Source organism: Simplicispira suum (assembly GCF_003008595.1).
In the GTDB taxonomy this organism is placed as follows: Bacteria; Pseudomonadota; Gammaproteobacteria; order Burkholderiales; family Burkholderiaceae_C; genus Simplicispira; species Simplicispira suum.
In genome coordinates, this window is record NZ_CP027669.1 from 2,164,572 (window position 1) to 2,190,711 (window position 26,140).

Consider the following 26,140-nt stretch of genomic DNA (forward strand, 5'->3'; position numbering starts at 1 on the left):
CCATTGTCGTGAGCCACGCTGGAATCTAAAGCGCGATAAGCGGGCCGGACGCCCGTTTGATTAGAGACTGTTCACGGTCTTTTTATGGAGCCCGTTGCTCCGCCCAGGGGGTGGTTGCAAGGCGCAAACCGCAGACGGGCAGGTGGCCCGGCGGGAATTTGCAACGCCGCAGGCGCCGCCTGGGTGGGGCAACCCTCTAGGCAGGGCAGCGAAACGCCACTACTTCAGCGTTGCCCGCCTTGTCCAGGCCGTTCAGCATGGCCTGCGGCGTGCGCCTTGATTGCGGCGCTTTGCTGCCTTGCGGGCACCACGAAAAGAGCACGAACAGGCGCTTAAAAACCGAGGCTGGCCAGAAGATCGTCCACTTGTGATTGGTCGGTAACCACGTCGGAGGTGGGCTCCGGGCTGACGACTGGTCCCGAAAGATGGTGGCTGACGGGTTCGGGCACGGCCACCACTGCGTTGGGTGGAGCGGTCTGAATGACCAAGTGGACCAGCTGCTCCTCAATGGTGGCGGCAAGGGCCACGACGCGCGCGATCACCTGGCCCGTGAGATCGTGAAAATCCTGCGCCATCATGATTTCGGTCAGGTGTTCATCTGCCGTTTGGGTGACGCGCGAGACATCGTCCAGAAAATTCATGATCGCGCCGGTGGCCACGGCGGCGACCGGATCGCGCACCAGCGCCTGGCGCATGCGCATGGCTTCCGCAGAAAGATGGTCGTGTTGCAGTTTGGCCTGCTCGACACGGGTGAGCACTTTTTCCGCCGCTTCGCCCGTGAGCCGCGCAATGTAGGACAGGCGGCTTTGTGCGTCGGGCAACTCCCCCATGGTGTTGCGCAATTGGTCTGCGTAACCCAGTTCGCTGAGCGAGTCGTGCAGCTGTCGTGTGAGCAAGCCGATCTTTTGGTGCACATCGAGATCGGACGGCGGGGCGGGGTGGTGAGCGATTGGGTCTTCCATGGCAGTCTACAGTCCCGCCTTTTTGATGATCAAAGTCACCTTTTCTTCCAGTGTGGCTTTGGTAAACGGCTTGACGATGTAGCCGGCCGCACCGCCTTGTGCGGCTGCCACGATGTCTTCCTTGCGCGCTTCCGCCGTCACCATCAGCACCGGAAGGTGCTTGAGTTTTTCGTCGGCCTTGATCTCAGCCAGCAACTGAAAGCCGTTCATGTTGGGCATGTTGATGTCGGTGACGACAAAGTCGAACTTGCTGTTGCGCAGCTTGTGCATCGCCGCGACGCCATCCTCGGCTTCGTCGGCTTCGGCAAATCCGCTCTCCTTGAGCAAATTGCGGACGATGCGCCGCATCGTGGAAAAGTCGTCAACAATCAAAAAGCGAAGGGCATTGGACACGTGAGACCCTTTCGGTCGGAAATTGCAAAGTACTAGCGCCCGACATTGGAAGCAGGGGCTGCAGGGGGCTGCGGGCTCACCGCCACGGCTGCCGGGCTGGCAGGAACGCCTTTTTCCTGCGCTTGTGTATCCGATTGTGCCGCAGGCACGGTGGCGTCTCTTCCCAGCAGCCTCTCTTCGGCTTCGCGGGTGAGCACCGTAATGCTGATCCGCCGGTTCGTTGCGGCACGCGGATGCTCCGGATCGAGCAGGTCACTGGCCCCCATGCCTACCACCCGGGCGAGCTTCGCATCGGGCATGCCGGCGGCCACCAGTTCCCGGCGCGATGCGTTCGCACGGTCAGCGGAGAGCTCCCAGTTGCTGTAGCCGCGATCACCATTGCCGTAGGGCGTGGCGTCTGTATGGCCGGCCAGACTGATGCGGTTTTGCACGCCGCCCAGCGCTGCGCCGATCTCGCGCAGGATTTCGCGCATGTAGGGCTTCACCAAAGCGCTGCCGCTGTCAAACATGGGCCGGTTCTGGTCGTCGACGATCTGAATTTGCAGGCCGTCTGGCGTGACGTCAATTCGAATTTGGGAGCTAAAGTCATTGAGCCTCGGGTTGTCCGCAATGATCGCGTCCATGCGCTCGCGCAGCGACTTGATGCGCTCGGCGTCGCGTTTGGCCTGTTCGGCGCGCATTTCTTCGGCAGCGAGGCGGCGGCTGGTGTTCTTCTCCGCATCGGTGCGGCGCACCTGGCCATGCACTTTGCTCAAATCGTTGCCGCCGCCCGGAATGACGCTGGAGCTGTTTCCTGCGCCGCTCCCCCCCGTCATGGCAACGGCCAGTGGTGAATTGAAGTAATCGGCAATGCCTTGCAATTCCCCCTTGGCCGTGGAACCCAGCAGCCACATCAGAAGAAAGAAGGCCATCATGGCCGTTACGAAGTCGGCGTAGGCGATCTTCCAGGCGCCTCCATGCACAGGGTGTTTGCCCTTGCGCACGCGCTTGACGATGATGGGCTGGAGCTTTTTTTCCGCCATCGTGGTTCCCGGCTATTTCCGGCCTTTCACGTGGCTCTCAAGCTCCAGGAATGTGGGTCGAGCGGTAGAGAACAGCACCTTGCGACCGAATTCAATGGCCGTGGCCGGGTTGTAGCCCTGCATGCTGGCCAGCAAGGTGGCCTTGATGCACAGCAGCTCCTTGGCGGCGTCGTCCATGCGCTGCTCCATCAGCCCGGCGATCGGCTCCACCGCGCCATAGGCCAGAAAGATTCCCAGAAACGTCCCCACCAGGGCCGAGGCAATCATGCCGCCCAGCACCGACGGGGGCTGCCCCACCGATCCCATGGTGTTCACCACGCCCAGGACCGCCGCCACAATACCGAAGGCAGGCAAAGCGCCCGCCAGCCGCGTCAGCGCTGCCACGGGCGCATGCGCCTCCTCGTGGTGGGTATCGATCTCGCTGTCCATCAGCGATTCGATTTCGTGCGAATTGAGGTTGCCCGAGACCATCATGCGCAAATAGTCGGTCAGAAATTCGACCACGTGGTGGTCCGCGCCCACGGCCGGGTACTTCTTGAAAATCTCCGATTCCTGCGGCGCCTCGACGTCCTTCTCGATGGCCATCAGGCCGTCCTTGCGCGCCTTCTGCAGAATTTCGTAGAGCATGGCCATCAGCTCCATGTAGCGCGCCTTGGTGTATTTCGAGCCCTTGAACAGGCCGGGCAGCGCTCCAAAGGTGGCCTTGAGCACCTTGGGCTGGTTGGTGACGATGAACGAGCCCAGAGCGGCTCCGCCGATGGTGATCATTTCAAACGGCAGCGCCTCCAGCAGCACGCCGATGTTGCCGCCATGCACTATGAAGACGCCGAACACGCAGCCGAAGGTGATGATGTAGCCGACGATGATGCTCATGGTTGCGCGATTCTGGCAGAGCCAAAGTGCTTTGTTCCGTAGAACTATCGCATGTAGTACAGCCAGATCGATCTGTAACTGCCCCGCTGCGGGCGGCAAGTCGGGCGTCTTAAACCAAAAAATTCGAATCCTTTTTGGCGCTAGCGCTTTACCAATAAGCGGGGGAAGCTACAAAAATTGTAGCAATTCCTCGATTTTCTCTACTCAGTCCCCGCGAAAAAGTGAAAAAAGCACAAAAAGTTACGGTATGGCTAAAGTTTGTTGCATGTGGGTCCGATAACACATTCAACAGGGAATCCAAGCCCTGTACCTCGCGACAGTCGGGCCTCGGCCAGGCTGCACGGGTTGGGCCGCCGGCTAGCGCTGGCATTCATTTGATAACGGCAGCAATGCCGCACGTTTGGGCTTACCTCAAGGAGCTACCACCATGGCCGCCACTATCAACACCAATGTCCAGTCGCTCAATGCGCAGCGCAATCTCAGCGCTTCGCAAAATTCGCTGGCTACTTCCATGCAGCGCCTGTCCTCTGGCCTGCGCATCAACAGCGCCAAAGACGACGCTGCCGGCATGGCCATTTCCGAGCGCATGTCCACCCAGATCCGCGGCCTGAATGTCGCCTCGCGCAATGCCAATGACGGTATTTCGCTGGCACAGACGGCCGAAGGCGCGCTGAGCGCCATTGGCAACAACCTCCAGCGCATTCGCGAACTGGCAGTGCAATCACGCAACGCCACCAACTCTGCGGACGACCGCGCAGCGCTGCAAAAAGAAGTCTCGCAGCTCAAAGGTGAAATCGGTCGGGTTGCCGACCAAACCTCGTTCAATGGCACGAACTTGCTGGACGGCTCGTTCACCAGCCAGGCATTCCAGGTCGGTGCCAACCAAGGCCAGACCATCAACATTGCTGCGATCGCTGATGCGAATATTGACAAGCTGGGAACATGGACGACGCCGTCGGCCGCAACCGTGACGGGCGCTGCGGCATCTGCCTTTACTGCCATTGATGCTGGGGATCTCCAAATTAACGGCATCAATATTGGTGCAGTGGCAGCTGGCGGTGCTGCGCCCGCACAAGGTGCCAACGTGGCAGCTGCCATCAATGCCATGAGCGTGGAGACCGGCGTGACGGCAACAGCCGATGGAGCGGGCCTGGTTACTCTGAGTTCGTCCAGCGCTATCACCGTCGCCTTTGCGGGGGCATCGGCAACTACTGCCACCACCGGGCTAACTGCCGCCACAACGGCGGTGACGGCTGGCACGGCCCAGACTGGCTTCCTCAACCTGGATATCTCCACCACCACCGGTGCAGACAATGCCATCCTGGCTATGGACGCAGCATTGAAATCTGTCAATTCGGCCCGGGCCGATCTGGGTGCTGTGCAGAACCGTTTCAGTTCGGTGGTGGAGAACCTGGCGACGACCTCGGAAAATCTTTCCGCCTCGCGCAGCCGCATCATGGACGCCGACTTTGCGGCGGAAACGGCCAACCTGAGCCGCGCGCAGATCCTGCAGCAGGCCGGTACCGCCATGGTGGCGCAAGCCAACCAGTTGCCCCAGGGCGTGCTGGCCCTGCTGCGCGGCTAAGCAGGCAGAACCGCGGGCGGGCGCTCAGCCTGCCACGGCGCACACAGCGCGGGAGTCCATCGGGCTCCCGCGCTTTTTTGTTTGATGGCCGGAGAAAGGCGCAAATGGGGTGCTTCATGGCGGCTTTGCGCGCTGCCTGGCTCCTGAAAATAAACACCCAAGGGAGGAATGGCGTCCGCGTCTGCCGTCCCGAAACCGCAAGCACTGAAAGCAACCCTTCCGTTTGCTGACCGTGCGTTGATTTGCAGCTTTATTTCAGGAGCTATCACCATGGCAGCCACTATCAACACCAATGTCCAGTCGCTCAATGCGCAGCGCAATCTCAGCGCTTCGCAAAACTCGCTGGCGACCTCCATGCAGCGCCTGTCCTCGGGCCTGCGTATCAACAGCGCCAAGGACGACGCCGCCGGCCTGGCCATCTCCGAGCGCATGTCTACGCAGGTCCGTGGCCTGAATCAGGCCTCGCGCAATGCCAATGACGGCATTTCTCTGGCCCAGACGGCCGAAGGCGCGCTGAGCGCCATTGGCAACAACCTCCAGCGTATCCGCGAATTGGCGGTGCAATCGCGCAACGCCACCAATTCTGCGGACGACCGCGCCGCACTTCAAAAGGAAGTCTCGCAGCTCAAGGGCGAAATCGGTCGGGTCGCCAAACAGACCTCGTTCAATGGCACGAACTTGCTGGACGGCACATTCACTAGCCAGGCATTCCAGGTCGGTGCAAACCAGGGCCAGACGATCAACATCGCTGCCATCGCCAATGCGAACATCGATCAGCTTGGTACTTGGACCACGCCGTCCTCGGCAGCGATGACGGGGGCTGCGGCAACGACATTCGGTGCAATCACCGCCGGCGACATCAAAATCAACGGTGTCAACATTGGTGCCGTGGCCGCCGGCGGCGCCGCACCGGCCCAGGGCGCTAACGTGGCGGCTGCGATCAACGCCATGAGTGTCGAGACTGGCGTCACTGCAACGGCAGATTCAGGTGGCCTGGTCACTCTGAGTTCATCCAGCGCTTTCACCCTCGCCATGTCGGGCACGGCCACCACTGCCAGCACGGGCCTGACTGCGGGACCCGCAACGGTGACGCCTGGCACGGCACAGACGGGCTTCCTCAACCTGGATATTTCCACGACGGCGGGTGCAGACAACGCCATCCTGGCCATGGATGCCGCACTGAACACGGTGAATTCGGCGCGCGCGGACCTGGGTGCGATCCAGAACCGCTTTAGCGCCGTTGTCGAGAACTTGGCAACCACTGCAGAAAACCTGACCGCCTCGCGCAGCCGCATCATGGACGCCGACTTCGCGGCTGAAACGGCCAACCTGAGCCGCGCGCAGATCCTGCAGCAGGCCGGCACCGCCATGGTGGCGCAAGCCAACCAGTTGCCGCAAAATGTGCTCAAGCTCCTGCAGGGCTGAGCGGCCAGCGCCAAAACTCTCAAGTTTCGCGCGCGCGCGCCGATAGACCTGTTGGGAAAGCGTGCGTTCGGACGTGGCGCCGGCTTGCCGCCGCGCCACGCCGGATAGCGGTACCACCCGCAACAGGAGGCAGATATGGGCATTTCATCGCCTGGCATAGGCAGCGGCCTCGATATCCAGGGCATCGTCGCCAAGCTGGTGGCACTGGAGAAGCAGCCCCTGCAGCAGTTGCAGGTCAAGGCTTCGGGCTTGAACGCCAAGCTCTCGGCCTTTGGGCAACTCAAGTCGCAGATCGCCAACCTGCAGGATCAGGCCGCCAAGCTGGCCAGCGGGTCGAACTGGGAGACCATGGCGGTCACCTCCAGCAATGCCGGCGCCGTGGTCGGCACCGCCACTTCGGCGGCCGCCCCCACTTCCTTCAGCATGGAGGTCGGCCAGCTTGCGCGGGCGCAATCCGCCGGCTCGGGCGTTTTCGGTACCGGCACGGCGCCCGGTACGGGCACGCTCAAAATTCAACTCGGCACCTGGGCCAAGGGCGGTTTCACGTCCGAAGACGATGGCACGGCCGAGTTCACGCCCGGCAGCGGCTCGGAGGTGTCGATAGACATCACCGCTGCGGACGACACCCTGGCCAAGGTGGCCGCCAAGATCAACGCAGCGGGCGCCGGCGTCAATGCCACGGTGTTGCGCGACGCCTCGGGCGAGCGCTTGCTGGTCCGCTCCAGCGCTACCGGCGAAGCCTCGGGCTTTCGCATCCAGGCGCTGGACGACGACGGCAACAACAGCGACGCCGCCGGGCTTTCGCGGCTGGCCTTCGACCCCCAGAACGCCAGCAACGGCTTGTCGCTCACGCTGGCCGCGCGCGACACGCTGGCCACCATCAACGGCGTACAGGTGAAATCGAGCAACACCACTTTTGCCGACGCGATCGACGGCGTGACGCTGACCGTTGGCCAGGTGACCACGGCGCCGGTGGAAGTAAACGTCAAGCGCGATACCGCCGGCGCACGCAACAACATCACCGCGTTCGTAGACTCCTACAACGCGCTGAACAACGCGCTGGCAGAGATGACCAAGTACAACCCGGCCGACAAGTCCGCCGGCACGCTGCAGGGCGACTCCACCGCCGTGGGGTTGCAGTCGGCGCTGCGCCAGCTGGTCGGCGGCATGGGCGCGCCGGGCGGTGAGTTCGGCCGGCTGTCCGACCTGGGTGTGCAGTTCCAGGCCGACGGCACACTGAAGGTGGACGCCACCAAGCTGGACGCCGCGATGGCCAAGCCCGATGCGCTCAAGGCGTTTTTCTCGGCCGACGAAGCAGGCACGGCGGCCGACGGCATGGCGGTGCGCATCAAGGCCTTCGCTACCGGCATGCTCGGTGTGGACGGCATGTTCGCCACCAAGACGCAATCGCTCCAAGGGGCCGTCAAGCGCAACGCCAGCGACCAGGAGCGGGTGGTCGAACGCGCCAGCCGGCGCGAGGAGCAACTGCTCGCGCAATACAGCCGCCTCGACGCCAACCTCGGCAAGCTCAGTGCGCTCAGTACCTACGTCAACCAGCAGATCACGATGTGGAACAAGAAGTCTGACAACTGAACTCGGCTTTGCGTGCGTGGGCGCTCGCGGCCCACACGCCTGCTGTTTCAAAGCCTGCAAGAGTGCTCCACAAGTGGCCCTTTTCGTCCCCTGAATTTGCTTGAGTTTCCACCGTGATTGCCGATATGAATAACAAGAAGCAAATCAAGGAGCCGTCGATGTACACCCCAGTCCATTCCCGTGCCGCCAGCGCCGCTTACCGGCAGGTGGGCGTTCAGAGCGGTGTCGACGGCGCTACACCGCAGGCGCTGATCAAAATGCTGTTCGACGGCTTGGTGCAGTCGCTCAACGCCGCACGCGGCGCCATGGCCCGGGGCGATGTGGCCGAGAAGGGGCGCCAACTGGGCCGTGCGGTGCGCATCCTCGAAGAAGGCCTTAAGGGTGGGCTGGATCGGCAGCGCGGCGGCGAACTGGCGGCCAACCTGGGCGCCTTGTACGACTACTGCATTGCCCGGTTGACGCACGCCAACCTGCGCGGTGACGTGGCGGCGGTTGAAGAGGTGCTCAAGCTCGTGGCGCCCGTGGCCGACGGCTGGAACCAGCTGGCTGCGGCCCCTGCCGGGAGGGCTTGAGCGATGTCCGCCGTACTGATCGACTACTACAAAGCCATCGAGGACAGCAGCCGCAAGATGCTGGAGGCTGCCCAGGCCAGCGACTGGGAAGGCGTGGTGCGCTACGAAGGCGCCTGCGCTGTGCTGATCGAAGAACTGCGCTACAAGGCGCAAGACCACGACCTGCTGCCCGAGCACCGCAAAGAGAAGACGGTGATCATGCAGCGCATCCTGCGCAACGACGCACAGATCCGCTGCCTGGCCGAGCCCTGGATGGCGCAGTTTGAGCACATGTTCGAAGGGCAGCCGCTGGTGATGCACTGAGGCATCAGAAATATTTGGTGAAATCGGGCTCTAGCGCTTGTTGCATAAGCGCTAGCAGCTATAAAATTGATAGTTTTCTTGTCTAGGCCAGGCCACGGAAAAAGCAGGGCAAACCGGGCGGAACGCGGTCCAGATAACCGAGAAAATTGAGGCAAAATCGGCCTCTAGCGCTTATCCAGCAAGCGCTGTCAGCTACAAAAAGTGAAGTTCCGGGTAAGAATGCGGCAAAGGCGCAGAAAAGCCAATGCACAGCCGCAGCGCGACGCTGCGTCGCTTACACCTGCATGTTCATGATGTCGGTGTAAGCCTGCACCATGCGGTTGCGCACATGCAAGGTGGCCTGAAAGCCGATTTGGGCTTTCTGAATCGCCACCATCGTTTCTTCCAGGCTCACCGCCGGGTTTTCCATCTGTACTTCGGTCTGCAGGTTCGCAGCGTGGTTTTGTGCCGTGCTGACCGATTGCAGGGCGCCTTTGAGTGCGCCGGCAAAACCGACTTCCTTGCCTTCGTTCTGCGCTGCAGCCGGGCGGCGCGCCTGGCCCGCGCCGGTCAACGGGGCGAGTGAGCTGGTGATGCGCATGTCCATGGCGGTGTCCGGTGAGTGAAGGTAGGGGGGCGAGTGATCGGATGGGGCAATCCTAGCGCCGCCGCCGCCCTTTATGCGTGGGAAAAGATGGCGAAAGCGGCGCCTTATCGGGTGAACGCGGCGGTGCTGCTGTCCAATAATCATTCCACGCAGAGCCTTGCCATTGCCTGTGAACCTGGAATACACCGATGTCTGCAGTCCTTCCCGTTGATTCCGCCCATATGCCCACCGGACCGTCCTGGATGCAGCGCCTGGCTGCGATGGACCGCGCTCAGCGCATGCGCCTGGCCGTCGGCGCGGTGCTGTTGGTGGGTGTGCTCATTGCTGCCGTGCTGTACGGCCGCCAGTCTGACTACCGCGTGCTGTTTGCCAATTTGAGCGACAAGGATGGTGGCGCCATCGTGGCGCAGCTGACGCAGATGAACGTGCCCTACAAATACTCCGAAGGCGGCGGTGCCATCACCATTCCTGCGGACCGGGTGCATGACGTGCGTCTGCGACTGGCAACCCAGGGCTTGCCCAAGGGCTCTGTGACGGGCTTTGAGCTGATGGAGAACAACCGCTTTGGCATGACGCAGTTTCAGGAGCGGCTGAACTTTCAACGTGGACTTGAAGGCGAGCTGACCCGATCCATCCAGGCCGTGTCCTCGGTGCAAAGCGCTCGGGTGCACTTGGCCCTGCCCAACCAGAACGGTTTTTTTCGTGAGCAACAGAAGCCCTCGGCCTCGGTGCTGATCAGCCTGTATCCGGGGCGTGTGCTGGACCGCGCGCAACTGGCAGGCATCGTGCATCTGGTGGCATCCAGCGTGCCCGAACTTGCGCCTTCAGCGGTGAGCGTGCTGGACGACACCGGAAAGCTGCTGTCGAATTCGCCCGACGCGGCCCAGAGTGGCGCCTTTGATGCCCAGCAACTGCAGTACGTGCAGCAGGTCGAGCAGCAGTACACGCGCCGCATCATGGAGATGCTCGAACCGATCATGGGTCGCAACAACGTGCGCGCGCAGGTGACCGCCGACGTGGATTTCAGCCAGACGGAATCGACTTCCGAGCAGTTTCGCCCCAACCAGACCCCGGATGCGACGGCCATTCGCAGTCAGCAGGTGATGGAAACCAATGGCAACACCACCAGTACGATGGCAGGAGCGGCGGGCGCCGTTGCGAATCAGCCCCCCGGCCCATCGGCTGCACCCATCAATGGTGCCAACCCAGCGCCCACTGCGGCGGGTCAGCAAGTGGCGAACGAATCGGGTACCCACAAACGTGAGTCCACCACCAACTACGAGGTGGACAAGACGGTCAAGGTCACGCGCGCCGGGCGCGGCACAGTCAAACGCCTGAGCGCAGCCGTGGTGGTGAACTACCAAAGCAGCGTGGAGCGCGGCAAGACGGTGACCAAGGCACTGCCCGCCGAACAGCTTGAGCGCATGACTGCGCTGGTCCGGGAGTCCATTGGCTTCAACCAGGAACGAGGCGACTCCGTGAACCTGATGAACGCGCCTTTCCAGGTGGAGACGCAAAGCATGGACCAGACGCCTCTCTGGAAGCAGCCGGAAACCCTGGATCTGGCTCGCAGCTTTGCCTGGCCCGTAGGAATGTTTCTGTTCGGCACGCTGGTTCTGTTGGGATTGGTGCGGCCCGCATTCAAGAATTTGGCCGCCGGTAGCCCGCGGCGCGGTCAGTCGGCGGGCGGAAAACTCGATGCGTTGGAGGCCGAGGCTCCGCAACGGCCAGCGCTGCCGCCGCCCACCCGATCTACCGAGCCGGTGCCTCCGTCGGCCGAGCAAATGCGACTGGAAGACGCCCGCGTGCTAACGCGCGAGAATCCGATGGCTGTCGCCAATATCATCAAGGGCTGGGTCAATGGCGACACGGCCTGACCGCAAGCCCGTCACGATGCCGGAATCATGGACGAACAAGGTCTGAACGACGCTGCGATCTTCCTCATGTCGCTGGGGGAGGAAGAAGCTGCGGAAGTTTTCAAGCATCTCTCTCCGAAAGAGGTGCAAAAGCTGGGCGAGACCATTGCGCGCATGCGCAACGTCTCGCGCGAACGGCTGGACGAGGTCATCAACAAGTTCTCGGGCGCTGCAGCGGAGCAGAGCCTGCTGGTCTCGGATACCAGCAACTACGTGCGGGCGGTGCTTAAGCGGGCGCTGGGAGACGACAAAGCGTCCTTGCTGATCGACCGTATCCTGCAAGGCGGCGACGTTTCCGGTATCGAGAGCCTGAAGTGGATGGACCCGCTGTCGGTGGCCGAGCTGCTGCGCAACGAGCACCCGCAGATCATTGCTGCGATTCTTGTGCATCTGGACTACGACCACGCAGCTGGCGTACTGATGCAATTTGGCGATCGCCAGCGCAGCGAGGTGCTGCTGCGCGTGGCCACGCTGGAGGGCATCCAGCCGGCGGCGCTGAAGGACCTCAACGAGGTGCTGTTCAAGGTGTTGTCGGGTGGCGACAAGGTACGCAAGAGCTCATTGGGAGGCGTCAAGGCGGCGGCCGAAATGATCAACCTGCTGGGCAACAACACCGAGGGCGTGGTGCTCGAGAATATTCGCGCCCACGACCCCGACCTGGCGCAGAAGATCATGGACAAGATGTTCGTTTTCGACGACGTCATGAAGCTCGACGACAAATCCATCCAGACTGTGCTCAAGGAAGTGGCTTCGGAAACCTTGGTGGTGGCACTCAAGGGCGCTGCGCCCGAGCTGCGCGAAAAATTCCTCTCCAACATGTCTTCGCGCGCTGGAGAAGCACTGCGCGAAGATCTGGAATCGCGCGGGCCTATGCGTTTGTCGGAAGTCGAAGCGCAGCAAAAGGAAATTTTGAAGACGGTGCGCCGCCTGTCCGACGAAGGCCAGATTGTTCTCGGAGGCGCCGGTGACGAAGCCTTCGTCTAACAGTCGGCTCTACACCCGCTTCATACCGCGCGAGGAGGTGGGTGATGTCACGCAATGGCAATTTGGCGCCATGGGCGCCAGTCAGGACGTGGAAGTGGACGCGCCCGAGCTGCCTTCACCTATTGACGAAGAAGAGCAAAGAGCTTTGCTGCAAGAGGCGCGAGACGAGGGGTTCGCGCAGGGCCAGGAGCAGGGCCGTGCAGACGCTGCGCTGGAGTGGCAGCAAAAGTTTGACGACTACCTGGCAGGGCAGGGCGCGGCCGCTGCGCAGCAGCTGTCGGCGCTGGCCACGGCCTTCGAGCGCGGTCTCACGCAGTCGCAGCAAATGCTGGCTCAGGGCGTGCTCGACCTGGCCTGCGACATTGCGCGCCAAGTGGTCCGACAGGAATTACGCGGCAACAACGAGGCCCTGCGGCCTGTGATCCAGGAGGCCATCGCCAGCCTGGTAGCGGATGGCCAGCCGATCTTTGTGCGCTTGCATCCCGAAGACGAGCACGCGCTGGGGCCTGCGCTGCGTTCGGAGTTCGCCGGAACGGCGATCCAGTGGATTGCTGACGCTGACGTGGCCCCAGGCGGCTGCCTCGTCGAGCAGGCCGGCACGGTGATTGATGGCAAGCTGGAAAAACGCTGGCAGCGTGCAGTCGCCCCGTTGGGAATCGATGCACCCTGGCAAACGGGAGCCGATGATGGAATCGACTGACGTCAGCGCTGCATGGAGCGCCTTCATGGATCAGGCGCGCAGTCGTGCAACTGCCCATGCGCCGCTGGAGACGCGTGGTTCGCTCACGCGCTTGGCGGGCCTGGTGCTGGAGGCCACCGGAATCCGAGTCCCGGTGGGATCGCAGTGTTTCGTCGAGATGGGGCAGGAGCGTACGCTGGCCGAAGTGGTGGGGTTTTCGGGCGAACGCGCGTTCCTGATGCCAGCGGGCGATACCCAGGGCCTGTCAAGCGGCGCCCAGGTGGTTCCGGCGCCGCCTTATGTTGCACCGCTCCAATTGTTTGCAGCCGCGCAGCCCATGCAAAGACTTGGTGTGCTGCGCCTGCCCATGGGAGATGGTCTCCTCGGGCGCGTGGTGGATGCCCAGGGAGTGCCCTTGGACCGCGACGGTGCGCTCCAAGAAGTGTCGGCCGATCCGATGGACCGACGCCTCATCAATGCCATGGACCGCGACCCGGTGCGCGTGCCGCTCGATACGGGTGTGCGTGCCATCAACGCCTTGCTGACGGTGGGACGCGGGCAGCGCTTGGGCCTGTTTGCTGGCTCGGGCGTCGGCAAGAGCGTGCTGCTGGGCATGATGGCGCGCTACACCGCTGCCGATGTGATTGTGGTGGGCTTGATTGGCGAGCGCGGTCGCGAAGTCAAGGAATTCGTCGAAGACATTCTGGGTGCGAAGGACCGTGGGCGTGCCGTGGTGGTGGCCGCACCCGCAGATGCTCCCCCCTTGTTGCGCATGCAGGGGGCCGCGTACGCTACAGCAGTGGCCGAGCATTTTCGAGACAAGGGAAAGCATGTGCTGCTGCTTATGGATTCGCTCACGCGCTATGCAATGGCGCAGCGCGAGATTGCCCTGGCCATTGGCGAGCCGCCCGCCACCAAAGGCTATCCGCCCTCATGTTTTGCCAAGCTTCCGCAGCTCGTCGAGCGCAGTGGCAATGGTTTAAACGGAGTAGGTTCGATCACTGCGTTCTATACCGTGCTCTCTGAGGGAGATGACCAGCAAGATCCGATTGCGGATGCAGCGCGCGCCATTCTTGACGGGCATATCGTGCTCTCGCGCGCCTTGGCCGAAACGGGACATTTCCCGGCCATCGACATCGAGCAGTCCGCCTCGCGCGTGATGCACAACGTCATCGGACAGCAGCACTTCGAATTGGCACGCAATTTTCGGGCGGTGTACTCGCGCTACCAGAAGAGCCGGGATCTGGTGCAGGTGGGTGCGTACATGAGCGGGTCTGATCCGGCGCTCGATGAGGCCATCCGCATGCAGCCCGCGATGGAACAGTTCCTGCAGCAGAATATGTTCGAGTCGTCGTCGCTCAATGAGAGTGTGGCCGCGATGGCAGACGTGTTTCAGTGATTGACCAAGATGAGCGTGCACCCACGAAATGCCTTGCTTGTTGCCGTGGAGTTGGCTGAGCGCCAGCGCGACGCAGCCCGCCACAGCTTGCGCGATGCGCAGGCCGGCGCTTTGGCAGCGCAAGAGCAAATGGCCCAACTGGAAACCTATGCGGCGGAAACCGATGCGCGCTGGGGGATGCGCGCTGGTGCCAGCCTGGCACCGGAAGTGTTGTTTCACCACCGGCATTTCATGGGTCGACTGGAACATGCCATGCAATTGCAGACGCGGGTTCTTGATGACCATGCACAGCGCGTCGCCGGCAATGAACGTGCTCTGCTGGCCGCGCAAGTGCGCCTCGCCACGTTGAAAAAACTGGTGGCCAAGCGGCAGCGTGAGCTGGAGCTTGTGCAGCAGCGGCGTGAGCAAAAACAGACCGATGAGCGCGCCCTGCTGGCGCTGCGCCTGCGCTTTGACGCGCACTGAACTTTCTGAAGGGCCAGATCATGGAAACCCAGCGCATTGCTTCTTCCTCGCCATCGCACGGCACGCACGCCACGCGCCACAGGGCAGCGCAGGGCGCACCGGAGGGGCTGGGCGCGTTTTCCGCTTTGCTTTCGGGGTTGGGGGAGGTGGTCGCCGACGCTGAAACGGATGCGTCCGTTTCGAAGGACATGTCTTCCCAGTCAGCAGGTTCGTCAGCGGGTGGGGCCGATCCGCAGCCGGCCTATTGGGACGCCAGTGTGCTCTCCTGGACGCCGCCGCCTGCCGATCCGGGAAAGGTTGGGGATGCCACAGAGGGTGTCGACCTCTCTACTTCGGACGAACTCTCTACATCGTCCCGTCAGGTGCAACTGGCGCCTGCTGGTTCAGCGCCCTCGACACGGCAAGGTGCGCCATTCGTTGATTCTGTCGGATCAGCATTGCAGCTACCACGAGCTGTACCGCCCGCCGGCACTTTTGATTTGAAGAACGAAGTGCGCCCCGAAGGCCTTGAAACAAGGCGCAGTGGTTCTGAGTCTGCGGGCACCACTGTCATTGGTAAAGCGTTTGTCGAGTCTGATCGACCCGATCCCGGTCTGACAAAAGCTTTTGGAGTCCCCGCCAACATGCGCGCTCCGGGTGCAGCAGCGGGTGTTGCCCGCAATTCCGCAGAGACAGCACCGAGTTTGTTGGTGCAGCGCGGCACGTCCATGCAGCCGATGGCTGCGGGAGAAGTTTTGGTCGGCGCGCAGGCTGTCCAGGGTTCCATAGCCTCAGTAGGCATATCTCATGGTGCAGCTGGCCTGGTGGCGCAGACCGCGCGCATGGATTTAGACGCAGCGGTAGGGGCAGATGCAGAAGCCGCAGGGGCTGGCGATTCTCCAGCCAAGCGGGCACTGCCTGGGCGCAAGGCAGCTCCCGTACTCTCGTCGGACAAGGGGCAGCGGCTTGCGCAAACTGCTGACCTGGTGCAGCGCCATGTGGCGCAGACGGAGGCCATGGGCAAACAGGTCATCGCCAAGGAGTTGCGGCTGGGCAGTGAAGCCGGACAGCGTCACCAGATGCTACAAAAAGCGGAGGCCGTGCGAGCAAGCATTGGCGATCCAGTCCTTGCCCCCAGCGTGGCTGCACCGCCGCTTGCCATGGCTTCGTGGGTTGCCGACAGGCGAGGGGATACTTCGCCGTCACGGCTTGAACAGCGGGAATTCGTTGCTAGCTCAAGCGGACAAGCCTTCGGTGAAGGTGGCGTGCCGCTGGTGGAACTGCCGGGTGGTGCCTCAATGGACGGCGCAGCCTTGTCGCCAGAAGACGCCATTACTGAGCAAGTGACTTACTGGTTGGGCGAGAACCTCAAGAATGCGGAGTTGACCGTTGATCATGCCGGCCAGCCGATTGATGTGCGCGTGTCGTTGACGGGCAACGAAGCGCATGTCGCGTTCCGCAGTGACCGGGCGCAGACACGCGAACTTCTCGATGCCAGCATGGATCAACTTCGCGAGCTGTTGCACGGTGAGGGGCTGGTTCTCTCGGGGATGAGTGTCGACGCCCAGGCAGCCGGGCAACAGGGGGAAAGCGGCAGTGACCGCTCCCCGGGCCGTGAGCGTACCGAGGAGGTTTCAGTGAGCGTAGGTGAGCCGCTGATGCCGACGCGCCGGATTCTGACCGATCGCTCGGTAGACCTGTTTGTCTGACTGCTCGGACTTGAGTGGGCGGAATGTTGCCCGTTAACGGGCCTTATCTGGCTATCATGGTTTGGCCGGACGCCAATAATGGTTCCTGTGCACGGCGCTGACTTCATGCAGGCGCTCGTGCCCTCTTTTGCCCTAGCAAGAAAGTTGGACCGTGTCTGCCACCGTTGAACCTGAAAAGAAGCCCGTCAAAAGCAAAAAGCTGCTGATTATCGTGGCGGTCGTCTTGCTGTTGCTTGTGATCGCGGGCGGTGGGGCGGCGTACGTCCTTTCCCAGCGCCACACGCTTGATGACGATGGCGAGGACATTGCTGCCACGCAGGAGCATGCCGAGCCGGCGCCGGTTCCGACCTTTTTGCCCGTCGATACGATGGTGGTCAATCTGGCGGATCCGGGGGGGAGCGGTTTGCACAAGTGGGTATAACGCTGGAGTTGGCCGACGCGAAGACGGCAGAACGCGTGAAACAGTACCTGCCAAGCATACGCAGCAGTGTGCTGTTGTTGCTCTCGCAGAGAACCTCGGACGAGTTGTTGCGGCGTGACGGAAAGGAAAAGCTGGCCCACGATATTCTCCGTGAGGTCTCGCGTCCTCTAGGATTCTCGGTGCCTGAGACGCCAAGCGCTGCAGCAGGAAGTACGGACAGCTCGCAAGCGGCAAAGACCAAAGAAAAGAGCAAGAAAAAAACCAAGTCCGAGGTACCGGACAATCCGGTTCGGCGGGTGTTATTTTCTGGATTCATCATTCAATAGCGAGCCAGGGAGACTCTCATGAGCGAATCGTTCCTGTCGCAGGAAGAAGTTGACGCCCTGCTGGAAGGTGTCACTGGCGAGAGTCAGAAGACTGAGCAAGAAGTCTTTGAGTCTGGGGAGATCCGCAACTACGATATTTCGAGCCAGGAGCGCATCGTGCGCGGGCGCATGCCGACGATGGAAATCGTCAACGAGCGCTTTGCACGCAACTTTCGTATCGGTCTGTTCAATTTCATTCGCCGCAGCCCAGAAATCTCGGTGGGTATGGTGGCTGTGCAGCGCTACAGTGCGTTTTTGCGTGAACTGGCGGTTCCAACCAACTTCAATATCGTGGCGATCCGGCCCCTGCGAGGCAGTGGGCTCATTGTTTGTGAGCCTTCTCTGGTGTTTGGAATTATTGACACCTTGTTTGGAGGGGTCGGGAAATTTCAGACGCGTATTGAAGGACGCGATTTCTCTCCGACCGAGCAGCGCGTTATCAACCGTCTGGTGGATGTCATTTGCGCTGAATACAAAAAGGCCTGGCAGGGCATTTATCCGTTGGAGCTAGAGTACCAGCGCTCGGAGATGCAGCCACAGTTTGCCAACATCGCAACGCCCAGTGAAATTGTTGTCTCTACCGCGTTTCAGTTAGAGATCGGCGATTTGTCCGGCGCCATCCATATCTGTATGCCATATGCGACGCTGGAGCCCATTCGGGATGTCTTGTATTCGTCTACGCAAGGCGACTCCATCGAGGTGGACCGGCGCTGGGTGCGGGTGTTGACGAGAGAGATTCAGGCTGCTGAAGTGACCCTGGTCGCTGAGCTCGCGCGTGCCGATGCCACTGTCGAGCAGTTGCTTGCAATGAAGCCGGGCGACTTCATCGAACTGGATCGGGAGCCGCGCATTGTGGCATCGGTGGGCGGGGTGCCAGTTTTCGAGTGCCAATATGGTACGCACAACTCCAAATACGCAATCCGCATTGAAGAATGTTTGCGCAATGCGGATGTCAACTGGATGGGGGACAAGAATGTCAACTGAAGACAATAAGGATGCGGGTGAAAACTCTACGGAATCTGCAGGCGAAGCGGATCCGTTCGCGGGTTGGGCCGAAGCGCTTGAGGAGCAAAAAACCTCGGGCACAGGGTCTGACCCGGAGCAAGGGGGGCCGCTAAGCGGTGAATCGAAGAGGCCTTTTGATTCCTCGTCGTCCGCGCCGGCAAGCGACATCAATATGGTGCTGGACATCCCGGTCCAGTTGTCGGTTGAGCTCGGACGCACCAAGGTGCCGATCAAGTACATCCTGCAATTGGCTCAAGGGTCTGTGGTCGAGTTGGATGCCCTCGCAGGTGAACCGATGGATGTGTTGGTCAACGGCTACTTGATTGCGCAGGGTGAGGTGGTGGTGGTGAATGACAAGTTCGGTATCCGGTTGACCGACGTGGTGACGCCTTCCGAACGTTTGCGCCGTGTCAGTCGAGGCCAGGGATGACACAGACACTTCTGCTTGTGGTGCTTTTCGTCGCGGGTATTGCCACGCTTCCTTGGGTGGTTCGGCGGGTCCAGCAGCGCCATGGTGGGGTGGCCGGAGCTTCTGCAGCATCACCTCGGGTCCTATCGGCCATTGCCGTGGGCCCGCACCAGCGGGTGGTTACCGTGGAGGTAGGCGAAGAAGGAGAACGCACCACGCTGGTTCTTGGCGTGACGCCCCAAAGCATTCGTTGCCTGCACACCCAACCTGCCAGACGGGGCTCCATGGCGTCACCCACGTCGTTTTCGCTTGAGATGACAAATGCGGTGGCCCCAGTGCCTCAGGCCGATAAGGACGCCTGAGGTGTTTGTCATGACCTCCAATCCAACGCGCGTGCTTGCTTTGCGCCTGCGCTTCGTCGCTTCCTTTTTGGCGTTGGTGGGTGCCCTGCTGGTGCATGGCGTGTCGCATGCCCAGGCCGGTGCTTCGCTGCCGCTTTTGATTGGTTCCGGCGCCTCCGGCACGAATTATTCGGTGCCTATCCAGACGCTGCTGTTTTTTACGGCGCTCTCGTTTCTGCCAGCGATCCTGCTCATGATGACGGGATTCACGAGGATCGTGATCGTCTTGTCCCTGTTGCGACAGGCGATCGGAACGCAGTCTGCGCCACCCAACCAAGTGATCATCGGGCTTTCGCTGTTTCTCACGTTGTTTGTCATGGGGCCCACGCTGGACCGGGTCTACCAGGACGCATATGTGCCGTATACCACCAACGCGATTGGCTTTGAGGAAGCCGCGGCGAAGGCCGAGGCGCCGATGCGCCAGTTCATGCTCAAACAGACGCGGCAGTCGGATTTTTCGTTGTTCTCGCGTCTGGCTCGTTTGGATGCGTCAGTCACTGCAGAAACAGCGCCTTTCCGTGTGCTGGTTCCGGCGTTCGTGACCAGTGAACTCAAGTCGGCCTTTCAGATCGGTTTCATGATTTTCATCCCGTTTCTGGTCATCGACATGGTGGTTTCCAGCATCCTGATGTCACTCGGAATGATGATGCTTTCCCCGGTTTTGGTCGCCCTTCCTTTCAAGCTCATGTTGTTTGTTCTGGCTGACGGCTGGAACTTGCTGATTGGATCTCTAGCCGCGAGTTTTGTCACTTGAAGCATCGGCCAGGAGAATCGGAATGCACGGTCACGTTTTTTGATAATTTGAAGATGGCCTTCGCCACACAGACCCACAACGAAGGAGTGCCTTGATGTCTCCCCAATTCGTACTGACCATCGGGCGCGACGCGCTGACCATACTGCTGATGATTGCCATGCCCGTTCTGGGTGTTGTGATGGCCGTCGGCTTGTTGGTGAGCATTTTTCAGGCGGTTACGCAGATCCACGAGGCCACGTTGGCGTTTGTCCCCAAGCTGGTGGCTGCCATGGTGATTTTTGCCATCGCCGGACCGTGGATGGTGAGCACCTTGGTTGATTTCATTCGACGCACCATTGAATCGATACCGTCGGTCGTCGGGTAGCGCCATGGTCTGGAAGTGGATGAAGATGCACGAAGTCTGAATTGGCGTCAGACAGGGTCTCAAGGCAAGCCATGGTCGCTGCCGTCGCGAACGTGTCCCTGGGGATACATCTGCATTGCGTGGCGCCTTTTGGGTATCGAATTTGTAGCCTTCGCATGCCGAGGGGTCCCGGCTCATGATCACATTTTCCGAAGCGCAGATCGTCGCGTGGTTCTCTCCGATTCTTTGGCCTTTCCTCCGGATACTGGCCTTGTTTTCGGTCTCGCCGGTCTTTTCGATGCGAGCGATTCCGGTGCGGGTGCGCATTGGACTGGCATTTTTTGTCGCCGTCTGCTCTCAGCCAATGCTGGAAGGGCAGTCCGTCTTGCCTTTCAACAGCCCAGACGCCTTGGGCGCTGTAGCTCAACAGGTGCTGATTGGCTTGGCCATTGGCTTTGCGGTTCGCCTGGTGTTTGCTTCGGTGGAACTCGCCGGCGAAGTGATTGGTCTGCAGATGGGGCTGAACTTCGCCTCGTTTTTTGATCCTGCGAGCAATACCCAGGTCAGTGCCGTGGCGCGATTTTTTGGCCATATGGCCACGCTGTTCTTTGTGGTCATCAACGGGCATTTGATGGTGCTTATGGCCGTGGTCAAGAGCTTTGATCGATTTCCTGTCGACAGCCATTTCCTGGCGGCAATCGGTCAGATGCGCCTGTACGAACTCGGAACGTCGCTGTTTTCCAGTGCGCTCTGGATTGCACTGCCAATGATTGCCTTGTTGATGTTCGTAAATCTGACACTCGGGATCATTTCCCGTGTGGCACCGCAGATGAACGTCTATGCGGTGGGCTTTCCGGTGACCCTGACCGTCGGGCTACTGGGCATCACGGCGACCTTACCCATGTTAGAGCAACCCATGTTGACGCTGATGCAGCAGGCCACAGACTTGTTCATGTCACAACGCTGAGGCCGCAGCGCTTGCGCACCGCCTTGCAGAAGTGACGGCTTTACGGATGGACCGGAAAACGAGCATCACTTTGGCTGGACGCTACACCAAACCGCTCCGAATAGCGTAGACCGTCAACTCGGCATTGTTGCTGAGTTTGAGCTTTTCTAGAACGCGGGCCCGGTACACGCTGACGGTCTTGGGGCTCAACATCAGCTCTTCGGCGATTTCCGAGAGACGCCTTCCGGAGGCGATTTTGAGCAGGGTCTGCAGCTCCCGCTCAGACAAGGCGGCGTGCGTTGCGCCAGTGTCTGGCTCGGAAATGCTCTCTGCGAGCATTTGTGCGACGTCTGCAGTGAGGTATTTTCGCCCTTGAGCAATGATGCGCACCGCATCAATCAGAGCTGTGGGATCGGCGGCTTTGCTTGCGTATCCCTGCGCACCCGCGCGCAGACAACGCACAGCATATTGATCGGCAGGGTTCATGGAGACCACGAGTACCTTGATGGAAGGATGGGTCTCGCGCAGCGTGCTGAGAACCTCCAGTCCGCTGCGCCCGGGCATATTCAGGTCCAACAGCAACACGTCGCAAGGCGCAGTGCGGAGTGTCTCGCGCAATTCGGAGTAGCTACCTGCTTCGCCGCAGACTTTGAGATCCGAAGCTTCCTCAAGAGTGTCGCGCACCCCGCGGCGCACTACGGCATGGTCGTCGCAGAGAACAATGTGGATCATGAGGATGCATCTCCAGCCAAGGCACTTGGGGCCAGGGGTACCGAAAGTATGACCGACGTACCTTGCCCCACGCGGCTGCTGATGTCCAGCCAGCCACCTACCGTCTTTGCCCGCTCTTTCAAGCCTGCTAGACCAAAGCTTTGGTGCTTGCTTAGTGCGCCCTCAGACATCCCCCGACCGTCGTCGGAGACTTCGACGGTGAGGACGCCCTCACCATCGGACAGTTCGATACGTACTGTAGCGGCTGCAGCATGTTTGGAAATGTTGGTGAGCGCTTCCTGCGTGGTGCGGTAGGCGACCAACTGCAGCTGTGCAGGCAAGTCGGCTATGCGGAGGTTGGTGTGAACGCTCGCCTTCACCCCCGTTCTTTGCTCAAAGTCCTTGACCAACCACTGCACCGCAGATGCCAGGCCTTGATCGAGAACGGGTGGTCGCAAGTCTTTCATGATGCGTTGGCTCGCTCCCAAGGCATGCTGAAGCATTTTTGTCGCTGCCTGGGCATGGCGAACCATGTCGCTCTGTGTGCAGTGGCGCTCGATCCAGGCCAGATCAAAGCGGATCGCAGTCAGCGCGGAGCCGATATCGTCATGAATTTCGCGGGCAATGGAAGCGCGTTCCTTTTCGATAGAGTCTTGCAAATGCCCGGCAAGCAGGGCCAAAGTCTGCTGTGAGCGAGCGAGTTCCAAGGCGACATGCGCGCTCTGTGCACGGGTCCGGTGGACCTCGCAAGCGCGCGAAATCACATGGGGAAGCCGAAACATCTGGTCTTTCAGCACGTAGTCAGCCATGCCGAGCCGAATGGCGTCAACGGCCGCCGCTTCACCGATGGCTCCTGACAGCAAGATAAAGGGAGGGGCCAGTGGCGCAGCTGAGATGATTTGCCACGCATCAAATGCGGTAAACCCGGCCAGCTGGAAATCGGCAAGGATGACGTCGAAAACCGTGTCCGCGACCGCTGCAGAAAACGCGGACAGCGTGTCAACCTGCTCGAGTGTGGCGGGAAGGCCACTTTGGCGCAACGTGAGGGTGGCCAGCCGATGGTCTGCCAGCGAGTCCTCAAGGTGGAGAATGCGTAGCGGCAACTCAGTTTCGGCAGGGACCATAAGCGAGCTATCATAGGATACAAATTGGAACAAACAAGCGTGTTTGCCCCGTAGGGAACACATGTCTTCTCACCTCCAATAAGGCTATTGTTGGCGATAGGCTGACGCGATGCGAGTAGTCAGGACGTGTCAATGTGTTTGGAAGCCCTGTTGCCCACGATTGAGGATGTCTCCATGCAACCAGTTTCAGAGTCAGCCAAAGGTCCCGGTGTACATCTGCCCGTCATGGTCGCCGCCGAACTGCAGGACTCCTTGCTTGTCGTCATGCATGATCTGCATCGCCTTGAAGGCTTGTTGAGTCACGCTACCGACAACTTGTTGGAACGCTTTGGCGAGGCCAATGAATCGCTCAATGAATCCCTCGTGCAAAGTTCGCCGGAACTCGTCGCTGTGCAGAACGCCTTGAAAAGTGCGGTGGTCGAGCTTCAGTTTCAAGACATGGCGTCGCAGCTCATCTGGCATACCACCAAGGTGCTGCAGAGTTGTGCCTTCCAGCTGGCTGCTGAAGCCATGGGATCGGAAGAAGGAGAAGAGCCTGCCGCTTTGGCACAGATGGCGCCAGACCGTCCCAACCCGGTCACGCAAAGCGAAATGGACGCGGGCTCCGTCGAGCTGTTCTAAGCCCAACAGTCACTACAGTTTTATTCAATCAAGTCAGTTGGAGCACATACATGCAATCAATTCTTGCCGTTGATGACTCGCCGTCCATGCGAAAGATGGTGTCATTTACCTTGACCGGGGCGGGCTACCATGTGGTGGAGGCGTTTGATGGGCAAGATGCGTACGAAAAGGCGCAAAGTCACGAAATCGATCTGGTGCTGGTTGACCAGAACATGCCGCGACTCGACGGTATCGGGCTGACACGCAAGCTGCGTGAACATCCGAAGTACCAGACTGTTCCGATCCTGATCCTCACCACTGAGTCCAGCGACCAAATGAAACAAGCGGGTCGTGCGGCAGGGGCCACAGGTTGGCTTGTGAAGCCATTTGACCCCAACCGCCTTATTGAGGTGATCCGAAAGGTCATGCCATGACAGTGAGCCAAGATCATTCTCATTCCTCAGGAGTGCTCCATGGCTGACATACACCAGGAAGCTGGCGGCGGCGCAGACTTTGATCTGAGCCAGTTCTATCAGATCTTTTTCGAAGAGGCTGGTGAGAACCTCGACCAGATGGAGCAGATACTGCTCGATCTGGATCTGGAGAGCGCGCAGGACGAGGAGCTCAACGGAATTTTTCGTTGCGCCCATTCCATTAAGGGGGGCGCCGCCACTTTTGGTTTTGCCGATGTGGCCGAATTGACGCATCACATGGAGTCGCTGCTCGACAAACTCCGGCGCCACGAGATCACGCCGGTCCCGCAAATGGTGGACGTCTTGTTGGAGTCGGCTGATGCATCCCGGGTGCTGCTTGCACGGCATCAGGCAGGCTCACAAGACGAAGCGCCTTCCTACGCCGGACTGGTGCGAAGAATCAGTGAACTTGCCTCCGGAGTCGCTCTGGCTGAACCCGAGCCCACGCCAGTTGCAGTCAGTCCCTCGCCGGTTCCCGCGCCCCCACCCGCTGAAGCAGTGGCCGCGCCGGGATCGCCAGTCCCGACGGGACAGCGACAGCTTCTCGTCCGTATTGGCCCGCTGGAGCGGGTGGAAAGCGCGGACGCTATCAAGGAGCTGTTCCGGGATATTGCAGGCCTGGGCACGATTGCTGACCAAGCCGTCGACGACGCTTCCATGCGCGCATTCCGCGTCGAAACAAGTTCGTCTGATGAGGATTTGCTCGATCTTTTCGCTTTTCACGTTGCGAAGGAGCATGTCTCCATCACGCCGGTGGCTTCCTCTGCTCAGTCGTCAACCCCGATCGCTGCCCATGCCGACGGTGATTCCACCTACGGATTTTTTCAGAATGCGCCCGGTCTGCCCGGTCAATCGCCCATGGCTGGAGCTGCGGCGGCTGGACAGAGCGTGGCGAAGGCAGAAACGAACAGACCGCTAGCGCCGAAAACTGCAGACGCCAAGGCAGGGGCTCAGCCACATATGGAATCCGCCACCATCCGGGTGGCAGTGAGCAAGGTGGATCAACTGATCAACCTGGTTGGGGAATTGGTCATCACACAAGCCATGCTGGCCCAGAATAGCCAGGATCTCGATGCTGCGGTGTATCAGCAGTTGCTGGCCGGTTTGGCCGATCTCGACAGAAACACGCGCGACCTGCAAGAGTCGGTTATGTCGATCCGCATGATTCCGATGTCCATCGTGTTCAGTCGGTTTCCGCGCATGCTGCGTGATCTTGCCAATAAGTTGGGCAAGAAGGTCGATCTTGTTACGCTTGGCGAAGCCACTGAGCTTGACAAGGGGTTGGTGGAGAAAATCACCGATCCGCTCACCCATCTGGTGCGCAACAGTGGCGATCACGGCATTGAGATGCCGGCAGACCGCCTCGCCAAGGGGAAACCCGAGCATGGCACGATTACCTTGTCTGCCTCCCACCAGGGGGGATCCATTGTGATCGAGGTCAAGGACGATGGGCGGGGGCTGTCTCGTGAAAAAATTCTGCGCAAGGCCCACGAACGCGGCATTGAGGTATCCGAGCACGCGACCGATGCCGAGGTCTGGCAGCTGATTTTTGCCCCAGGATTTTCTACGGCAGACGTCGTCACCGACGTATCGGGGCGGGGCGTTGGCCTTGACGTGGTCAAGCGAAATATTGCAGCGCTCAATGGCACGGTGGAAGTGGACTCGTCAGAAGGTTACGGGATGCGGGTTTCTGTGCGTCTGCCGCTGACATTGGCGATCATGGACGGCATGTCGGTAGGAGTGGAAGATGAAGTCTACATCCTGCCCTTGTCCTCGGTGGTCGAGTCGTTCCAGGTAAAAGACGACGAAGTCAGTACGGTCGCACAGGGCTCACGGCTGGTGAAAGTGCGGGATGAATATATGCCTGTGATTGCCATGGAGAAAATATTCCAGGTGCCGCGCAATGGATCCGAAAGATCAAGCACCATCATGGTGGTCGTGGAGGCTGACGGCAGCCGGGTTGCCTTGCTGGTCGATGAATTGCTCGGCCAGCACCAAGTTGTGGTGAAAAATCTCGAATCCAACTACCGCAAAGTTCCCAATGTTTCCGGGGCAACGATTTTGGGCGATGGAAGAGTGGCGCTGATTCTTGATACGGGTAGCTTGGTGCGTCGCGCACGCCATTGAAACCTGCGGATTTGTC

27 protein-coding genes and 1 pseudogene are annotated in these 26,140 nt (G+C 60.5%); 21 read left to right on the forward strand and 7 right to left on the reverse strand.

The annotated features are described in order from the left end of the window. Positions 1 to 332: 332 nt before the first annotated feature. The 4 genes from C6571_RS10070 to motA are packed head-to-tail and all read right to left on the reverse strand — an operon-like array spanning position 333 to position 3,250. Positions 333 to 962 carry a protein phosphatase CheZ gene (locus tag C6571_RS10070; RefSeq protein WP_106446567.1) on the reverse strand — a complete coding sequence of 210 codons (630 nt, stop codon included), beginning with the start codon at positions 960 to 962 and terminating at the stop codon, positions 333 to 335. A 6-nt stretch (positions 963 to 968) separates the two neighbouring features. Further along, a complete protein-coding gene (gene cheY, locus C6571_RS10075) occupies positions 969 to 1,355 on the reverse strand; it encodes a chemotaxis response regulator CheY (RefSeq protein WP_106446568.1) in 387 nt (128 codons plus the stop codon). 32 nt (positions 1,356 to 1,387) lie between these two features. Continuing rightward, positions 1,388 to 2,377 (reverse strand): flagellar motor protein MotB, encoded by a 990-nt coding sequence (motB, locus tag C6571_RS10080; protein ID WP_106446569.1) that lies wholly within the window; start codon positions 2,375 to 2,377, stop codon positions 1,388 to 1,390. A gap of 12 nt (positions 2,378 to 2,389) precedes the next feature. Continuing rightward, the gene (gene motA / locus C6571_RS10085; protein ID WP_106446570.1) at positions 2,390 to 3,250 is read right to left on the reverse strand and encodes a flagellar motor stator protein MotA; all 861 of its coding nucleotides are present in this window, start codon (positions 3,248 to 3,250) and stop codon (positions 2,390 to 2,392) included. A gap of 427 nt (positions 3,251 to 3,677) precedes the next feature. Here motA and C6571_RS10090 point away from each other — a divergent pair, with 427 nt between their 5' ends. The 5 genes from C6571_RS10090 (at position 3,678) to C6571_RS10110 (ending at position 8,728) form a co-directional block, all read left to right on the forward strand. Then, positions 3,678 to 4,835 carry a flagellin gene (locus tag C6571_RS10090; protein ID WP_106446571.1) on the forward strand — a complete coding sequence of 386 codons (1,158 nt, stop codon included), beginning with the start codon at positions 3,678 to 3,680 and terminating at the stop codon, positions 4,833 to 4,835. A 270-nt stretch (positions 4,836 to 5,105) separates the two neighbouring features. After that, positions 5,106 to 6,260, forward strand: coding sequence for a flagellin (locus tag C6571_RS10095; RefSeq protein WP_106446572.1), 1,155 nt, complete (start codon positions 5,106 to 5,108; stop codon positions 6,258 to 6,260). A 135-nt stretch (positions 6,261 to 6,395) separates the two neighbouring features. After that, positions 6,396 to 7,853 (forward strand): flagellar filament capping protein FliD, encoded by a 1,458-nt coding sequence (gene fliD, locus C6571_RS10100; RefSeq protein ID WP_106446573.1) that lies wholly within the window; start codon positions 6,396 to 6,398, stop codon positions 7,851 to 7,853. Positions 7,854 to 8,011: 158 nt separating this feature from the next. Continuing rightward, positions 8,012 to 8,425, forward strand: a complete 414-nt coding sequence (gene fliS, locus C6571_RS10105) for a flagellar export chaperone FliS (protein ID WP_106448163.1) — start codon at positions 8,012 to 8,014, stop codon at positions 8,423 to 8,425. A gap of 3 nt (positions 8,426 to 8,428) precedes the next feature. After that, on the forward strand, positions 8,429 to 8,728 hold the full coding sequence (locus tag C6571_RS10110) for a flagellar protein FliT (protein WP_106446574.1): 300 nt from the start codon (positions 8,429 to 8,431) through the stop codon (positions 8,726 to 8,728). Between the two features lie 274 nt (positions 8,729 to 9,002). On the opposite strand, the gene fliE is transcribed toward C6571_RS10110, so the two are convergent. Next, entirely contained in the window at positions 9,003 to 9,314 is a 312-nt protein-coding gene (gene fliE / locus C6571_RS10115; RefSeq protein ID WP_106446575.1) for a flagellar hook-basal body complex protein FliE, read from the reverse strand. Between the two features lie 188 nt (positions 9,315 to 9,502). Between fliE and fliF the strand changes: the two genes are divergently transcribed. From fliF to fliR, 13 genes and pseudogenes are all read left to right on the forward strand, one after another. Beyond that, on the forward strand, positions 9,503 to 11,191 hold the full coding sequence (gene fliF, locus C6571_RS10120) for a flagellar basal-body MS-ring/collar protein FliF (protein ID WP_106446576.1): 1,689 nt from the start codon (positions 9,503 to 9,505) through the stop codon (positions 11,189 to 11,191). Between the two features lie 27 nt (positions 11,192 to 11,218). Beyond that, on the forward strand, positions 11,219 to 12,214 hold the full coding sequence (gene fliG / locus C6571_RS10125; protein WP_106446577.1) for a flagellar motor switch protein FliG: 996 nt from the start codon (positions 11,219 to 11,221) through the stop codon (positions 12,212 to 12,214). Continuing rightward, the gene (locus C6571_RS10130; RefSeq protein WP_245901245.1) at positions 12,195 to 12,914 is read left to right on the forward strand and encodes a FliH/SctL family protein; all 720 of its coding nucleotides are present in this window, start codon (positions 12,195 to 12,197) and stop codon (positions 12,912 to 12,914) included. The genes fliG and C6571_RS10130 overlap by 20 nt, the downstream gene beginning before the upstream one ends. Then, positions 12,901 to 14,292 (forward strand): flagellar protein export ATPase FliI, encoded by a 1,392-nt coding sequence (gene fliI, locus C6571_RS10135; RefSeq protein WP_420852890.1) that lies wholly within the window; start codon positions 12,901 to 12,903, stop codon positions 14,290 to 14,292. The genes C6571_RS10130 and fliI overlap by 14 nt, the downstream gene beginning before the upstream one ends. Positions 14,293 to 14,301: 9 nt before the next feature. Then, the gene (locus C6571_RS10140; RefSeq protein ID WP_106448165.1) at positions 14,302 to 14,757 is read left to right on the forward strand and encodes a flagellar export protein FliJ; all 456 of its coding nucleotides are present in this window, start codon (positions 14,302 to 14,304) and stop codon (positions 14,755 to 14,757) included. Between the two features lie 146 nt (positions 14,758 to 14,903). After that, a complete protein-coding gene (locus C6571_RS19985; protein WP_245901246.1) occupies positions 14,904 to 16,445 on the forward strand; it encodes a flagellar hook-length control protein FliK in 1,542 nt (513 codons plus the stop codon). 151 nt (positions 16,446 to 16,596) lie between these two features. Beyond that, positions 16,597 to 17,192, forward strand: a pseudogene (locus C6571_RS10150) (flagellar basal body-associated FliL family protein). Positions 17,193 to 17,210: 18 nt separating this feature from the next. Continuing rightward, positions 17,211 to 18,215, forward strand: coding sequence for a flagellar motor switch protein FliM (fliM, locus tag C6571_RS10155; protein WP_106446579.1), 1,005 nt, complete (start codon positions 17,211 to 17,213; stop codon positions 18,213 to 18,215). Beyond that, positions 18,205 to 18,666 (forward strand): flagellar motor switch protein FliN, encoded by a 462-nt coding sequence (fliN, locus tag C6571_RS10160; RefSeq protein WP_106446580.1) that lies wholly within the window; start codon positions 18,205 to 18,207, stop codon positions 18,664 to 18,666. Before fliM ends, fliN begins: the two co-directional genes overlap by 11 nt. After that, on the forward strand, positions 18,663 to 19,007 hold the full coding sequence (locus tag C6571_RS10165; protein ID WP_106446581.1) for a FliO/MopB family protein: 345 nt from the start codon (positions 18,663 to 18,665) through the stop codon (positions 19,005 to 19,007). Before fliN ends, C6571_RS10165 begins: the two co-directional genes overlap by 4 nt. Positions 19,008 to 19,017: 10 nt before the next feature. Beyond that, positions 19,018 to 19,800, forward strand: coding sequence for a flagellar type III secretion system pore protein FliP (gene fliP, locus C6571_RS10170; RefSeq protein ID WP_245901535.1), 783 nt, complete (start codon positions 19,018 to 19,020; stop codon positions 19,798 to 19,800). A 94-nt stretch (positions 19,801 to 19,894) separates the two neighbouring features. Then, positions 19,895 to 20,164: a flagellar biosynthesis protein FliQ gene (gene fliQ / locus C6571_RS10175; RefSeq protein ID WP_106446582.1), complete on the forward strand. Its 270-nt coding sequence runs from the start codon at positions 19,895 to 19,897 to the stop codon at positions 20,162 to 20,164. Positions 20,165 to 20,339: 175 nt separating this feature from the next. Further along, the gene (gene fliR, locus C6571_RS10180) at positions 20,340 to 21,110 is read left to right on the forward strand and encodes a flagellar biosynthetic protein FliR (RefSeq protein ID WP_106446583.1); all 771 of its coding nucleotides are present in this window, start codon (positions 20,340 to 20,342) and stop codon (positions 21,108 to 21,110) included. An 81-nt stretch (positions 21,111 to 21,191) separates the two neighbouring features. Here the strand turns inward: fliR and C6571_RS10185 are convergent, their stop codons facing one another. After that, the gene (locus C6571_RS10185) at positions 21,192 to 21,821 is read right to left on the reverse strand and encodes a response regulator (protein ID WP_106446584.1); all 630 of its coding nucleotides are present in this window, start codon (positions 21,819 to 21,821) and stop codon (positions 21,192 to 21,194) included. Further along, positions 21,818 to 22,924, reverse strand: a complete 1,107-nt coding sequence (locus C6571_RS10190; RefSeq protein ID WP_106446585.1) for a hybrid sensor histidine kinase/response regulator — start codon at positions 22,922 to 22,924, stop codon at positions 21,818 to 21,820. Before C6571_RS10190 ends, C6571_RS10185 begins: the two co-directional genes overlap by 4 nt. Before the next feature lie 174 nt (positions 22,925 to 23,098). Here C6571_RS10190 and C6571_RS10195 point away from each other — a divergent pair, with 174 nt between their 5' ends. Genes C6571_RS10195 through C6571_RS10205 form a run of 3 tightly spaced genes read left to right on the forward strand, consistent with a single transcriptional unit; the run spans position 23,099 to position 26,124 of the window. Continuing rightward, positions 23,099 to 23,545, forward strand: coding sequence for a hypothetical protein (locus C6571_RS10195; protein ID WP_106448168.1), 447 nt, complete (start codon positions 23,099 to 23,101; stop codon positions 23,543 to 23,545). A 50-nt stretch (positions 23,546 to 23,595) separates the two neighbouring features. Beyond that, positions 23,596 to 23,958 carry a response regulator gene (locus C6571_RS10200; protein ID WP_106446586.1) on the forward strand — a complete coding sequence of 121 codons (363 nt, stop codon included), beginning with the start codon at positions 23,596 to 23,598 and terminating at the stop codon, positions 23,956 to 23,958. 39 nt (positions 23,959 to 23,997) lie between these two features. Beyond that, entirely contained in the window at positions 23,998 to 26,124 is a 2,127-nt protein-coding gene (locus tag C6571_RS10205) for a chemotaxis protein CheW (RefSeq protein ID WP_106446587.1), read from the forward strand. The last annotated feature ends 16 nt before the right edge of the window (positions 26,125 to 26,140 follow it).

What these genes read in the sequence shown, in the direction of transcription:
- C6571_RS10070 (WP_106446567.1), bottom strand. Translation starts at nt 962, where the DNA reads ATGGAAGACCCAATCGCTCACCACCCCGCCCCGCCGTCCGATCTCGAT.
- motB (WP_106446569.1), bottom strand. Translation starts at nt 2,377, where the DNA reads ATGGCGGAAAAAAAGCTCCAGCCCATCATCGTCAAGCGCGTGCGCAAG.
- motA (WP_106446570.1), bottom strand. Translation starts at nt 3,250, where the DNA reads ATGAGCATCATCGTCGGCTACATCATCACCTTCGGCTGCGTGTTCGGC.
- C6571_RS10090 (WP_106446571.1), top strand. Translation starts at nt 3,678, where the DNA reads ATGGCCGCCACTATCAACACCAATGTCCAGTCGCTCAATGCGCAGCGC.
- C6571_RS10095 (WP_106446572.1), top strand. Translation starts at nt 5,106, where the DNA reads ATGGCAGCCACTATCAACACCAATGTCCAGTCGCTCAATGCGCAGCGC.
- fliD (WP_106446573.1), top strand. Translation starts at nt 6,396, where the DNA reads ATGGGCATTTCATCGCCTGGCATAGGCAGCGGCCTCGATATCCAGGGC.
- fliS (WP_106448163.1), top strand. Translation starts at nt 8,012, where the DNA reads ATGTACACCCCAGTCCATTCCCGTGCCGCCAGCGCCGCTTACCGGCAG.
- C6571_RS10110 (WP_106446574.1), top strand. Translation starts at nt 8,429, where the DNA reads ATGTCCGCCGTACTGATCGACTACTACAAAGCCATCGAGGACAGCAGC.
- fliE (WP_106446575.1), bottom strand. Translation starts at nt 9,314, where the DNA reads ATGGACATGCGCATCACCAGCTCACTCGCCCCGTTGACCGGCGCGGGC.
- fliF (WP_106446576.1), top strand. Translation starts at nt 9,503, where the DNA reads ATGTCTGCAGTCCTTCCCGTTGATTCCGCCCATATGCCCACCGGACCG.
- fliG (WP_106446577.1), top strand. Translation starts at nt 11,219, where the DNA reads ATGGACGAACAAGGTCTGAACGACGCTGCGATCTTCCTCATGTCGCTG.
- fliI (WP_420852890.1), top strand. Translation starts at nt 12,901, where the DNA reads ATGGAATCGACTGACGTCAGCGCTGCATGGAGCGCCTTCATGGATCAG.
- C6571_RS10140 (WP_106448165.1), top strand. Translation starts at nt 14,302, where the DNA reads ATGAGCGTGCACCCACGAAATGCCTTGCTTGTTGCCGTGGAGTTGGCT.
- fliM (WP_106446579.1), top strand. Translation starts at nt 17,211, where the DNA reads ATGAGCGAATCGTTCCTGTCGCAGGAAGAAGTTGACGCCCTGCTGGAA.
- fliN (WP_106446580.1), top strand. Translation starts at nt 18,205, where the DNA reads ATGTCAACTGAAGACAATAAGGATGCGGGTGAAAACTCTACGGAATCT.
- C6571_RS10165 (WP_106446581.1), top strand. Translation starts at nt 18,663, where the DNA reads ATGACACAGACACTTCTGCTTGTGGTGCTTTTCGTCGCGGGTATTGCC.
- fliP (WP_245901535.1), top strand. Translation starts at nt 19,018, where the DNA reads ATGACCTCCAATCCAACGCGCGTGCTTGCTTTGCGCCTGCGCTTCGTC.
- fliQ (WP_106446582.1), top strand. Translation starts at nt 19,895, where the DNA reads ATGTCTCCCCAATTCGTACTGACCATCGGGCGCGACGCGCTGACCATA.
- fliR (WP_106446583.1), top strand. Translation starts at nt 20,340, where the DNA reads ATGATCACATTTTCCGAAGCGCAGATCGTCGCGTGGTTCTCTCCGATT.
- C6571_RS10185 (WP_106446584.1), bottom strand. Translation starts at nt 21,821, where the DNA reads ATGATCCACATTGTTCTCTGCGACGACCATGCCGTAGTGCGCCGCGGG.
- C6571_RS10190 (WP_106446585.1), bottom strand. Translation starts at nt 22,924, where the DNA reads ATGGTCCCTGCCGAAACTGAGTTGCCGCTACGCATTCTCCACCTTGAG.
- C6571_RS10195 (WP_106448168.1), top strand. Translation starts at nt 23,099, where the DNA reads ATGCAACCAGTTTCAGAGTCAGCCAAAGGTCCCGGTGTACATCTGCCC.
- C6571_RS10200 (WP_106446586.1), top strand. Translation starts at nt 23,596, where the DNA reads ATGCAATCAATTCTTGCCGTTGATGACTCGCCGTCCATGCGAAAGATG.
- C6571_RS10205 (WP_106446587.1), top strand. Translation starts at nt 23,998, where the DNA reads ATGGCTGACATACACCAGGAAGCTGGCGGCGGCGCAGACTTTGATCTG.